Origin of the sequence: Fodinicola feengrottensis (assembly GCF_010993775.1) — a bacterium.
Taxonomy (GTDB): Bacteria; Actinomycetota; Actinomycetes; order Mycobacteriales; family HKI-0501; genus Fodinicola; species Fodinicola feengrottensis.
Genome location: NZ_WOTO01000050.1, coordinates 56,186 through 67,662 on the forward strand (window position 1 = coordinate 56,186; position 11,477 = coordinate 67,662).

Below are 11,477 nucleotides of genomic sequence, written 5' to 3' on the forward strand. Positions count from 1 at the left end.
GGACGCCTACTACGCCAACCCCGCGAGCCAATTCTGGATTGGTGAACTGGCTCGCCGTATCCAAGACGCTCACGATGTCCCAGACCCCGAATACCTTGCCCATATCGTGTTCACTGCCATGCGCGCCGACGTCCTCGACTACCTCGAGTCCGAGCAGCGCAAGACCACATCGCGAACTCGCGCCGGTGTACACGCGCTCGCGACGGCGACCGCAATACCACTGACGTGAGCCCCCGCTCCGGCGAGCCATCGGATCTCCTGGGACTGGCCGGGTCTGTCATAGCGGTGGTGGCTGATAGCCGCCGAGGTGATCTGCCAGGAGTTCGGCGAAGGTGATGGGTGTGTCGTCGTGGAGGCGAGGTCCAATGATCTGACATCCGACCGGGAGGCCGCCTGGTGTCAGTCCGACAGGGGCCGAGACAGCGGGCAGGCCCGGCAGCGACGCATGTGCAGTCCAGAATGACAGATCCGTGTATGGCCGCTCACCTTTGTCGGTGGCAATGGTGCGCTCGGGGAATGGGCGAAAATCGTGCGCGAACGCGGTTGTGAAGGATGTTGGACACAGGAAAACGTCAAAGTCGGCGAAGTACCGTTCCCACGCCGCCTCGACGCTCGCACGACGGTGGTCATGTTCGATAAATTCACTGAGTTTTGTTGTGCTTGAGCCGGGTTCCTGGAACGCGAAAAACGCTTGAACGTGGAATCCGAAGCTTTCGTACACTGCTGCAGGATCAACGCCTGTGGGCCAGCCCTCGGCGACGTGAGCTCCGCTGCGAGCTATCGTGTCAACGACGTCGGACAGTCGATCGCCCACCTCGGCCGTGGTCGGGCAGGTCGGATCGTCGTAGACCACGCCGACGCGGAAGTCACTCAGCCGGGATCGTCGCGGCGTGGGCAATGACCAAGACCATGCGTCCCCAGTCGCACCGTCTGGCCCTGCGGTCACGGCTAGTGCTGTACGCAGGTCGGCCGCCGAACGCGCGATGGGCCCAAGTGCTGACATAAACGTGAGGCTGTTGGGTTTCGGCGGAGGCCCCGGTGGTTGAAACCCAGCCAACGGGACAATTCCCGCCGACGGTTTCAGTCCGTACACACCGCACATACTCGCAGGGATCCGGATCGACCCGGCAAGGTCGGACCCGTAGCCGAGGAAGCTTATTCCTGCCGCGACCGCCGCCGCAGCACCCCCAGACGACCCGCCAGGGCTCATCTGGCTATCCCAAGGGTTGACGGTCGTGCCGTATAGATCATTACTGGTTTGACCGAAGTCGGCGAGCATGAAGGCGAGGTTGTCTTTGCCGACGATGATCGCGCCAGACTTTGTCAGTCGTGCCACTACGGCAGCGTCGGTTTCCGCTACATACTCGCTGAATTGCGCGTTGCCCCACGTGGTGTGCATGTCGGCGACATTGAAGGCGTCCTTGATTGTGATCGGTACGCCGTGCAGTGGTCCTACATCTGTCCCATCCATCAGTGCGCGGTCTGCTGCGTCCGCATCGCGCAGGGCACGTTCTCGGCGAAGTTCGACAAGTGCGTTGATTCTGGGGTTGTGTTCATCGATTCGGCTGAGTAGTCGTTCGGTCAGCTCGCGAGAAGTTATCTCGCCACGTTTGATCATGCCTGCGACGTGGGTTGCCGATTGAAACAGAAGGTCTGCCATCAGGTGCTACCTCCATGCTAGATTATGTACCGTCCAGACGGTACAGTACTCGGCATGCCAGGCACCAGAGACCGCATCCTTGACGCATTTGTTGACCAGTTGATCGAACACGGAATCGCTACGGTCACCATCGAGAAGGTGGCCGAACGCGCGGGCGTGTCCAAGGGAGGCCTGCTCTATCACTTCCCCGCAAAGCCGGCACTCGTCGAAGGCTTGGCTGATCGACTACGCGCCTTTACCGATGCAAACCTCGCCCGAGCCGATAAGCACGGCGTCGTACGAACCTTCCTGGAAACATCCAGCCCGGATAGTAACGAGGCCCGCCACTATTGGGCCGTTATCAGCGCTGTCCAGGCGGACCCAGGCTCCACCACCGACCGAACCCGAAGTCTGTTGGCGGCTGTGTTCGAGGACTGGTCAACCCGACTGCGTGCCGCGATCTCCGATCCCATCCTGGCCGACATCATCCGATTCACCGGTGACGGCCTTTACCTCACCGCCGTCACGGGCCTTCCACTTCCTTCCAACCACCGTATCCAGAACGTGATCCGCCGGCTGCTCGCAGAAGCCGACAAGCGCTGATGCCGTGCCACGAGACCAACTGGCGCAGGCCTCGCTCATTCCTAGCGCCCGTCGCCGTCTCGTCGAGTACGCCGGCTCGTGGTGAGCTAACGGATGGGCGATTCCATCTACTCCGGCTGGTCGAGCCCTGGGAGGAGGGCCGGTTAGATACCCCTGGTTCTCCCAGAGTATCCGGCCAAGCTGAGCATTCCGTGATCATCTTCTGTTCATTTCGTGGACGAGGGCAGTGGTCGTCTGATCGCCACGAGTTCAGTCGCAGCGGATTCTAGAGCGAACAACGGCGTAGTGCGTACGGTCGAGGTGTGCAGTCGCTATAAGGTTTGTTCTTGTCTGACGTTTGTTCATCAGCGAGTTTCAATTAAGACTGTGCGGCGACTGGCCGTAGGATCGAAGTGCAGGAGAAAAGCTCGTGCCTGTGTTTCGACAATGGAGATGGTGATGTCATCGCCGGCGAATGCGTGGATGGCGTCCTCAGTTTCCCATCGAGTATGTGCCGTGAGTTCGACCTCGCCGTCAACGTCGCGGGAGAGCAGGGTCGCGCCTGCGAAGCCGGCGAGTTTACGCAGTTCGGGCAGCAATGTATGGGCGAAGTAGTCGCAGTAATCGCTCGCGCCGGCAGCGGTGGCACGGGCGGACCAAGTCCTGATAATCACGGGTTCCTCTTTCATCATATGACCAGTCTGTTCACGGCGTTCTAGTAAAGTAAAGGTGAATTAACTACACGTACACGGAAGAGGAGCTTTCGTATGATCGATCCGCGCAGGCTCCGTGTGCTGCAGGCGTTGGCTACCAGCGGGAGTGTGGTGGCGGCAGCAGCCTCGTTGCATCTGACACCGCCGGCTGTCTCCCAACAGCTTCAGGCGCTGGAGCGGGAAGTCGGCACGCCTCTGGTGGATCGGGCTGGGCGGCAGCTGGCATTGACCGCTGCCGGACGGCTGCTGGCCGTGCACGCGGAACGCATTTCCGCTCAATTGCGCCAAGCCGAAAGCGACCTAGCCGGACTGACCGGTCGAGTGACTGGGCGGGTCCGGATAGCTGCGTTTCAGAGCGTTATCGGTGTGCTGGTCGCGCCCGCATTGCGCCAGCTGGCCGTCACGCATCCGGCCGTACGCCCGGTGGTCGTGGAACGGTACGGTCCCGCTGTCGAGACGGCTCTTCGATTGGGTGATCTCGACATCGTGATGACCGAATACGATACGCAAACCGCGGAACCCGTTGTTAAAGGCTGCGGGTTGCGTCGGCTGATGTTCGATCCATATCAACTGATCGTGCCACCGGGCTGGCCGGCGGTCGTCGAGTCTGTAGCTGACCTGGCCGATCGGTCGTGGGTCGCGGGGCCGCCGGGCACCGCCTGTGACCAGGCTCTTGACCGACTCGCTACCGAATCCGGCGTCGCACCGATGGTTCAGGATGTCTGCGTTGAGTTTCCTTCGGTGCTCGCCCTGGTCGCAGCCGGCCGCGGGGCCGCGATCGTTCCGAACTCCACCCTCGCCGCATCTGTGATCGGCGATGCCGTGACACGTACCCGCGCCCGGATCGGCGGGCGGCAGATTGCCGCCTTTTATCGAAAGAAGAACAACAATCCTGACCCGGCGACCAGGACCGTCCTCAACACCCTCGGTGAAATGGCGGCTACCGCACTCGAACGCTAATCGTGCTGGCGACTTGCAGAGATACAACCTGGTCGAGCTGGCGCCACTTGAATTTCTTGCGGATTTTTTCGGATTCCTCGAACTCCGGTGGCCTGATCCGGCCGGACGCTTGTCCGAGCGTACGGACACCTGACACGATTTTCAGTCTACAGGATTTATCTTCGATATTTCGGAGGGTCGAGGTGGGTGTGCTCCGGCTTAGTTCACGCGTTGTCACCACGGTCGCGGCACTGGCCCTATTCGCCGGGCCTGCCCCGGCCCACGCTGACTATCCTCGCCACCGCGCGCATTCTGCCGCCGAGGTGGCCGCGCATGTCGTGCCAGCGGGCGGGATCAAGTCCGCGATGACCGGTGGAAACACCGTCGGTGGGGGGCGCTGCGGGAGCTGAAGCCGCGCATGGACGGCTATCGGCACATCGACACCCCTCGGCTGATCCAGCGGCTGCGATCGGTCAACGCCAACATGTATACGTACGGCGTCTGGGATTCCCCGACCGACTGGGCCGACCTGGTCGGCGAGTTCGCACCTGCGGCCCAGCGTGCCGGCATCAGGGTGATGGTCTACCTGGTGCCGCCGTCGGAGTGCTTCAACTCCAGCCCACTTGCCGCACGCGGTCGCTGTTCGCGGCCGTATCTGCTCGACTTTGTCGCATGGGCGAAGGAAATCGCTCTGCTTTCGCGCCAGTACCCGAATGTGGTGGCATGGGCCGTCGACGACTTCACCGTTGGCGACAACGCAAAACTGTTCACACCGGAATACATGCAGCAGATCGTCGACGCGGCGGACGCGGTCAACCCCGATCTCGGCTTTTACACGACGGCTTATTACGGCGACGCCACCGGGGGCCGGTTTTTACGACAAGTATGGCCCGTACATCGACGGCATCATCCACCCCTATCTCGGCGGCGCGGGCACCCAAGACGCGACCGAGGTCGGCACGACCATCGACGCCATCCTGGCGCAAACCCAGCCGCGCGGCCTCGGGGCTCGTTTTCCTGGTTTATAGCGGCCGTTTCCTCGACGCCTCGGTGTCGCCGACGGAGTCCTATGTCGATGACACCATGCGTGCGGCCGGATCGTATGCGGCTGATGCTGATGGGCGGATCCAGGGCTTACTGGCGTACGGCATGCAGGTCGACGACAAACCGGCGATGAGCTCGGACAACCACGCGGAACGTGGGGCCGGTCGACTGGCATTCACGCTGTCGCCGGGATCGGGTACGAGGGCCGGAAACTACGCACAGGCGACCCAGGTGGTTACTGTCGAGCCGAACGTTTCGGCCTACCGACTGGACTTTTCAGACCTCGACCGCTACGCAAACGTGCCGGAGGGTTCCGGCTATCACTTCAAACAGGTGCTCGTAGACGGGGCAGTGGTCTGGGAATCCGATGTGGAGGACGACGGTGGATTCAGTTGGCAACACCGATCGGTCGACCTGACCGCGGCGCTGCGCGGAAAGGCCAAGGTGGCACTGGCCTTCCGGCTGTACGAACGAAACGGCGTCGGCAGCTTTCCACTGAATGTCGGCATCGACGACGTACGCGGCAGCGGCTTTGCCGTACGCAACCCTGGTTTTGAGAACACCTCGGCCTGGGTGCTTTCCGGCGACAGTCAGCAGCTACACCCCCTGATCGACCTGTACGCGGCGGACCGGCCAGCTCGGATCCGCCGCGCCATCGCCGCGAACTACGCCAGCCGCCGCTGCGTGCCCGAGCCCATTCCACCGGCCGCGGCCGGCAACGACGCCATGTACGGCCGGGGCCGGCTTTCCCTTGCGGTCGCACCGCACACACACGACGACAACGGCAGGCGCGTGCGCGTCGGCGAGCCAGGTCGTAGGGGTCGACCCGCGGTCAGCCCGCTACGAGATTTCGTTCTGGCACATTGACCAATGGGACGGCCCGCCGTCGCGGCGTGACACTCAGATCAAATATCTGCGCGTTGACGGTCAGAACGTATTCGCCCGCGACACCCTCGATCCCTGGCAGTATCTCTGGATCAACGGACAAGACTGGCAGGGGCCGATAGATATTTCCGAGCTGGTACGTGGAAAACGCGCCGTGACGCTGACGTTCCTACTATGCGAGGAAAAGGCCGTCACAGATTTCCCCGTCGACGTTGGCGTAGACACCATCGAGACGGTCGGACTGGACGTACACAATCCCGGCTTCGAGAGCGCCGCGGGCTGGACCTTGAGCAGCACGGGCGGCGTGAAGGCGACGGTCAGGGCAGGGTAGCCAGGTCAGCAATCGGCGTGTTCCTAGTCCAGGGCGGCACTCAGATCCAGCGGCTGCTTCTAGATTTTTGACATCCTGCGAACTGCAATCGGTTCTGTTGTTTGACCCAAGCTCAGAGAGGTGGTGCGCGAGCTGCGATTTGCAGCATCGCGATGGTGCAATGTGGCCAGGTCGACATACAGGACCTTGTCCGATCTGGCTACTTGTCGATCGTCGCGACCATCGGCATGTGCGGGTGAAACTTTGTCGGTCGCGGTACCTCTTGGATCGGGGTGAAGGTGTCAGAATGCGTTCAGTACCTTGACCATCTGGGCCACGGAGTTGAAGCCAGGTTTGAGGAACGGGTCGGCCAGCCTGCGATGCCATTGAACAAGATCGTCGCGTGATAGGTGATCGTGGTGCGTTGGGGTCAGCAGTAAAACTGAGATCGACCGTCGCTGTCGCGATCCTGTTTTTTCCTACAAAAGCCAGTCTGGTCTCTTCCACATGGAAGAGCCGGTAGGTGAGTTCAGCGCGACGGCTCCGGAATTCCGATTTATTGTACCAGGGTTGACGGCAGTCTCGATGGGCCTGGCGTCAACCCTGGTACAAATCGCCGTACCAGGATCCCAGGCTTCGGTGTTGGCGAAATCCTTCAGACACTCAAACAGGTGGCGGACTGGCTGGCGAACGGCGAAGGTACGCTCGACATCCATGACAACTCTTTCATAAATCCTGGACGTTGTGTTGGTGACCAGACGCGCTCGTGGCTCAATAAAAGTTTGTCACCAACAAAAGTCGGTTCACTGCGGCTAAAAGAGTCGGGATGCTGTCGGTGGACAGGCGATTCTTCTGTCCCGAGAGCCTGCGCCGCTGCGGGGCTACCGGACATCGCGATCGTTGACATGCAGTTGGCCCGCACAACCGAGTCGTTAACAGTCGTCGGTCAGCCAAGGCTCGACGGCGGTTGTGTCGCCGTCACGCTCGGCGGTGGTCCATTTGGCGAGAAACTCTTCAATAGTCATGAGGCGACCGTACGAGCGTGGGCACGCCGGTCGCATCGGTGAAATCGCCGGTCCGGTCGGGTTACGCTCGCGAAATGCTGGGGATGAACGTCGAGATGTTGGCCTAACTGGTGCAAAGGTTCGATTCCGCGGTGATCGGAGTAAGGCGCTGCGGCAAAGGTGCCCGGGGGGTAAGGGAGCGAGATGGAGCATCTGGTGACTGGTGTCTACCACAGCGACATGGCGCAGGCAGCCGCAGAAGGCCAAGCCACGAATCGCAGGCACCTGACCAGGTGTGTATCGTGATCGCTGTGCTAATCCCACATAATGTTGTGAATTGTTCTGATCAGGCGTAGTCCGCGTACGATCCCCTCATGTAGATGTCAGGTCGTTGTTCGCAATAGTGGGCGCGCCAGCGCCTCTTAATCTCGCCTTGGTGTCCGGCAGATCGCACAAGGTAGGCGACATAAAGTCTTGGTGCGTGTACACCGAGGGCATGGGACTTACGGCATTAGCTGATGCGCCCTGAGGAGCTGCCATTACCGGCATGGCCGCCGCGATCGCGATGATCAGTGCGAGGGTGCGTTTCACCTGTACTCCATGTCGAGTGGGTTCGGGCACAGCTGACCGCGGATAGTTCGAGCCCTCTCCGTCGTAAGGCGTCCGAGACTAGGCATACGACCACCTCACCGCTCGATGTGTGCGTGGAATGCAACGGGTTCCGGACAACAAAGGTCACACGCCTGTCCTGGAACGGTCACGGAGTCCCAGTTTGAGACTCAGCCGTACGAGTGTCATTCGTGCGCGACGCTTCCCTGAGGTAGACGGAACATCAGGCTCTGCCTGGTCGACTCAGGCTGGAACTGCGTCGAGCATCCTGAGCTCGTGGCTCGGTGGCTTGTGCAATACGCCAAACTGTTGGCGGGGAGCGCGTACTCCGTTGGCAGTGCTGCGATTGTTACCGGCTCGGCAATCGCGGCTCTCACCGTCGCCTGGGCGAAGATCGTCACCCCTGGCGGAGGGCTCGATTCGGCTGAAACCGTTTTGTGGTGGGCGTGGCATGGCTCACCCATATTCGCGTCTGTTCGTTCTCATCCAGTGGGGGAGGGCTAAGCGCTCGGGCAGATGGGGTTTGCGAACAGTGATGGCAGGAAGGTGAGAATCAGAGCTGACCAGGTCAGGTGGGTGATTAAGGGGCTTGGACGCCGCCGGTCGTACGGCGCTGTAGCGCGAACAGCGTACCCATCGGAAGCGAGGCGAGAACTAGGGCGAGATTGCCGGTCGCGGTGGTGGCCACCGCGTAAATAGCGGTCGAGACTGTCACTGGCGCACCGTCACCAGCGGCCACATATACCGCGCCGCGGAAGAGAATCTCCTTCGCCGCGCCGTTGGCCAAGGTAATCAACGGGTACAAGTGGCGACCTGCCTTGGTGTGCGTACTGCAGGATGCCGGCGATGGCGTTGCACGGCGGCGGGATTCATCTGGCCACTACCGTGGTGGCGGCAAAGGCACCAAAGGCGCCCACGCCGACCGGGACCGGTCCCATGACTGGTCGGCGGTTGCCGCGTACGGTGTGGCCGCGGTGCAGGGGACCGGATGCAAGTCCGCCTGCCAACCAGATGCCGGCCACCACACTGGTGATGCCGTAGAACTTGGACGATCCGGGTTTGGTCGATAGTGACAGACCCAGCAGAGTTGTCCCAGCGACGGCCGTACCAGCGACCACCCTGCGGCGGCGGGGCATTCCCTGACCTCGCCACCACGGCTTTACCATGCGTTCCCTCGTTTTCGCGCGTTTGTCGGAGCGCTTGCAATACTGCGTCGTCGTACTCCATCGGGCTGAACTTGACGACATGTCTGATGTGTCGTCGCGCGTACGAGCCCCTCGTTGGTCATCGAGTCGATCAGCGCCCGGGCGGCCTGAACGTCCACGTCGGTAACCAGCGCCAGCCAGTTACGACGAAAGCTGCGGTGACAACGGCGGGACCGGCAACACGAAAAACTGCCGGCCTCGATGACCGCGACCCTTCGCATCATGTCCAGGTCGGACATCACGTCTGGACCTCCGATGTCGAAGGTCCGGCCCCCGCGCGTCGGCCTGGTCCAGGACTCCGACGAGACAGCGGACGACGTCCGCGACCACGGTGGGCTGCGTATGGGTGCGGACCCACGGCGGGGTCACCACCGCCGTTGGTGCTCCACCAGTTGAGGGTGATCTCCCATGAGATCCCCTCCGTGGCCGACTATGAGCCCAGCCCGTAGTAGCACGGTCACTGGTAAGCCGGTTGACGCGAGCAAGTACTCGACCTCTCGCCGGCTGCGTAAGTGCGCCGACAGGTCATCGGTGTTATCGCCAGCCTACCGAGGTAGATGACGCGTTCCAGATTCTTGTCGGCAGCACCGCAGGCGGAGGCCTTCACCGCTTCAGCATCGCGCTCAATGAAGTCGCTCTTGCCCAGCGAATGTACGAAGTAATAGGCAGTCTCGGCGTTTCTCCTCGCCGTACGCAACGAGTGCTGATCACTGACGTCCCCGAAAATCGGTGAGCCTGCGCCGTCGTAATGCTTCGGACGTCGGGTCATCGCGTATACGTTGTGCCCTGCCTTTTCCAACGCTGCGCATAATCGTTGGCCAATGAAACCCGATGCACCGCCACTAAGACGTGAATGTGCCCTCCTCTGGCGAGCATGGGATATCCATCAGCAGCACGGCCGACCGTCAAACACGGCGTCCTGGAAGTGACGCTTCGGCCGCCGGCGCCGGCAGTCGCTGAGGCAAGTAAGCCAGGTACGGGGTCGTGAGGTTGGCAACGCCTGCGCCGCATCGGTCCTTCTACGTGGCGTTGGTCCCCGGCTCGATCATGTGAACCCACATCGGGGCTCAGCGTGCGCGGGCCAGCGGGCATGTACATCAGGCGTCACCGCCTTCTTTGATCAGGCGGTCGATCTCACGACCGATCAGGCCGAGGCGCGCCTCGTTTACCAGTGGCATAGATCGTCGACGTCGTTTTGCGGCGTGGACGTCGATGTCCACGACATGCATGGCCTGGTGCCATTTCGGAGCTGCACCGATGATCTCACCGGATGGGTTGATGACCTGGGATCCGCCCCAGAAGGTCACTCCTGCCTCGATGCCGACCCGGTTGACAAAAACGACCCAGCATTGCTGCATACGTGCGATGGAAATGAGCAGTTGTTGCCAATAGATGACGGTGTCCAGTGACACCGGTTCGGTACGTGCTGGGTCCGGCGAGGTGGCGCTGTTGGTCGGTACGAGTAGCACCTCGGCGCCGTCTTGGACGGCGAGCCAGGGGAGTACGGCTTGCCATGCGTCGTTGCAGAGCAATGTGGCCATGCGGCCGAAGGGGGTGTCGTCGTAGCTGCGCATGGACTGGCCGGGGTTGACGTGCTTACGTTCCTCCCAGGTGAGGTACGTCGGCAGGAATAGCTTGCGGTGTGGGTGCACGGTGCGGCCGGCGCAGAGGTAGCTGGCCGTGTTGTACGTACGGGAGCCGCCGTCTTCGTGATAGCCGATCAACACGTCTGGGCCTAATGTGGAGAGCTCGCGCAGGCGCTCGTCGGTTGCCGGGATCGACCGGTCGTCTCCGATGCGGCCGAGGGCGTAGCCGTGCAGGAAGAGTTCGGGGAATACGACGAGATCGACGTCCTGGGCGGCCGCTTCGGCCACAACTTTGGTCGCGGTGTTCAGGTTCGCGTCGACATCGCCGAGCGCCGATGCCAGCTGACCGAGCAGGACCCGCATGATGCCCACCCCACTCACGAGCCGTGCCGACAGGGTCGGTGCCGTCACCGCATCTCGGTGGCGCCGACGTAGCGATGCGTACTGAGCAGTGGGCGTCCGTCCGCGAACCGGCTGAAGCGGAAGTCCTGGTGGTCGACGGCCGGGTCGCTGCTCGCGCCGTCCAGGAGCAGGTCGGCGACCAGGCGACCCACTGCCGGGGCCAGCTTGAAGCCGTGGCCGCTGAACCCGACGGCCAGGAACAACCCCGGTACGGGTGCCGGACCAATGACGGGATTGTAGTCGGGTGTCACGTCGTAGCAGCCGGCGTACGAGTTGACGACGCCTGGCTGCGACCAGGCAGGGAATCGGTGTGTCAGCTTCTGCGCGACGACCTCAACGGTGCCGGCGTCGGCGTGGTCGCGGTACGTGTCGGGGTCGGTGTACTCGGGCGAGCTGTGATCGCTGTTGCCCACGAGTACCTCACCCGAATGTTCAACGCGGAAGTACTGCAGGCCAACCAGGTCCGACACGACCGGGGCGGCGCCGAGTTGTTCGCCGGAGGTGACCATCACGATCTGCGCCCGTTGTGCCCGTACCGGTAGGTCGATGCCGAGTGGGG

13 protein-coding genes are annotated in these 11,477 nt (G+C 62.1%); 6 read left to right on the forward strand and 7 right to left on the reverse strand.

Going from position 1 to position 11,477, the window contains the following annotated elements:
• Positions 1–277: 277 nt before the first annotated feature.
• On the reverse strand, positions 278–1,660 hold the full coding sequence (locus GNX96_RS35690) for an amidase family protein (RefSeq protein ID WP_163572264.1): 1,383 nt from the start codon (positions 1,658–1,660) through the stop codon (positions 278–280).
• 24 nt (positions 1,661–1,684) lie between these two features.
• Between GNX96_RS35690 and GNX96_RS35695 the strand changes: the two genes are divergently transcribed.
• A complete protein-coding gene (locus tag GNX96_RS35695; RefSeq protein ID WP_279582335.1) occupies positions 1,685–2,242 on the forward strand; it encodes a TetR/AcrR family transcriptional regulator in 558 nt (185 codons plus the stop codon).
• Between the two features lie 344 nt (positions 2,243–2,586).
• On the opposite strand, the gene GNX96_RS35700 is transcribed toward GNX96_RS35695, so the two are convergent.
• Entirely contained in the window at positions 2,587–2,913 is a 327-nt protein-coding gene (locus GNX96_RS35700) for a hypothetical protein (protein WP_163572265.1), read from the reverse strand.
• Between the two features lie 75 nt (positions 2,914–2,988).
• Here GNX96_RS35700 and GNX96_RS35705 point away from each other — a divergent pair, with 75 nt between their 5' ends.
• From GNX96_RS35705 to GNX96_RS35720, 5 genes are all read left to right on the forward strand, one after another.
• Positions 2,989–3,894, forward strand: coding sequence for a LysR family transcriptional regulator (locus GNX96_RS35705; RefSeq protein WP_163572266.1), 906 nt, complete (start codon positions 2,989–2,991; stop codon positions 3,892–3,894).
• A 188-nt stretch (positions 3,895–4,082) separates the two neighbouring features.
• Positions 4,083–4,283 (forward strand): hypothetical protein, encoded by a 201-nt coding sequence (locus GNX96_RS57705; RefSeq protein WP_279582336.1) that lies wholly within the window; start codon positions 4,083–4,085, stop codon positions 4,281–4,283.
• An 8-nt stretch (positions 4,284–4,291) separates the two neighbouring features.
• Positions 4,292–5,050: a hypothetical protein gene (locus GNX96_RS35710; RefSeq protein WP_163572267.1), complete on the forward strand. Its 759-nt coding sequence runs from the start codon at positions 4,292–4,294 to the stop codon at positions 5,048–5,050.
• Positions 5,023–5,784 (forward strand): hypothetical protein, encoded by a 762-nt coding sequence (locus GNX96_RS35715; protein WP_279582337.1) that lies wholly within the window; start codon positions 5,023–5,025, stop codon positions 5,782–5,784. Before GNX96_RS35710 ends, GNX96_RS35715 begins: the two co-directional genes overlap by 28 nt.
• A 172-nt stretch (positions 5,785–5,956) precedes the next feature.
• The gene (locus GNX96_RS35720) at positions 5,957–6,133 is read left to right on the forward strand and encodes a hypothetical protein (RefSeq protein WP_163572269.1); all 177 of its coding nucleotides are present in this window, start codon (positions 5,957–5,959) and stop codon (positions 6,131–6,133) included.
• A gap of 2,172 nt (positions 6,134–8,305) precedes the next feature.
• Here GNX96_RS35720 and GNX96_RS57710 read toward each other — a convergent pair.
• From GNX96_RS57710 to GNX96_RS35740, 5 genes are all read right to left on the reverse strand, one after another.
• Positions 8,306–8,530, reverse strand: a complete 225-nt coding sequence (locus GNX96_RS57710) for a type II CAAX prenyl endopeptidase Rce1 family protein (protein WP_279582338.1) — start codon at positions 8,528–8,530, stop codon at positions 8,306–8,308.
• Between the two features lie 64 nt (positions 8,531–8,594).
• On the reverse strand, positions 8,595–8,891 hold the full coding sequence (locus GNX96_RS57715; protein WP_279582339.1) for a hypothetical protein: 297 nt from the start codon (positions 8,889–8,891) through the stop codon (positions 8,595–8,597).
• A gap of 496 nt (positions 8,892–9,387) precedes the next feature.
• A complete protein-coding gene (locus GNX96_RS57720; protein ID WP_279582344.1) occupies positions 9,388–9,813 on the reverse strand; it encodes an NAD(P)H-binding protein in 426 nt (141 codons plus the stop codon).
• A gap of 214 nt (positions 9,814–10,027) precedes the next feature.
• Positions 10,028–10,927 (reverse strand): nitrilase-related carbon-nitrogen hydrolase, encoded by a 900-nt coding sequence (locus GNX96_RS35735; protein ID WP_279582340.1) that lies wholly within the window; start codon positions 10,925–10,927, stop codon positions 10,028–10,030.
• Positions 10,924–11,477, reverse strand: a 554-nt coding sequence (locus tag GNX96_RS35740; RefSeq protein WP_163572270.1) for an NAD(P)/FAD-dependent oxidoreductase, incomplete at its 5' end; no start/stop codon positions are given. The genes GNX96_RS35735 and GNX96_RS35740, both read right to left, overlap by 4 nt.

Coding starts and splice junctions, on each gene's coding strand:
- GNX96_RS35710 (WP_163572267.1), top strand. CDS start 4,292: ATGGACGGCTATCGGCACATCGACACCCCTCGGCTGATCCAGCGGCTG.
- GNX96_RS57715 (WP_279582339.1), bottom strand. CDS start 8,891: ATGGTAAAGCCGTGGTGGCGAGGTCAGGGAATGCCCCGCCGCCGCAGG.
- GNX96_RS35690 (WP_163572264.1), bottom strand. CDS start 1,660: ATGGCAGACCTTCTGTTTCAATCGGCAACCCACGTCGCAGGCATGATC.
- GNX96_RS35715 (WP_279582337.1), top strand. CDS start 5,023: ATGCAGGTCGACGACAAACCGGCGATGAGCTCGGACAACCACGCGGAA.
- GNX96_RS35700 (WP_163572265.1), bottom strand. CDS start 2,913: ATGATGAAAGAGGAACCCGTGATTATCAGGACTTGGTCCGCCCGTGCC.
- GNX96_RS35695 (WP_279582335.1), top strand. CDS start 1,685: ATGTACCGTCCAGACGGTACAGTACTCGGCATGCCAGGCACCAGAGAC.
- GNX96_RS35705 (WP_163572266.1), top strand. CDS start 2,989: ATGATCGATCCGCGCAGGCTCCGTGTGCTGCAGGCGTTGGCTACCAGC.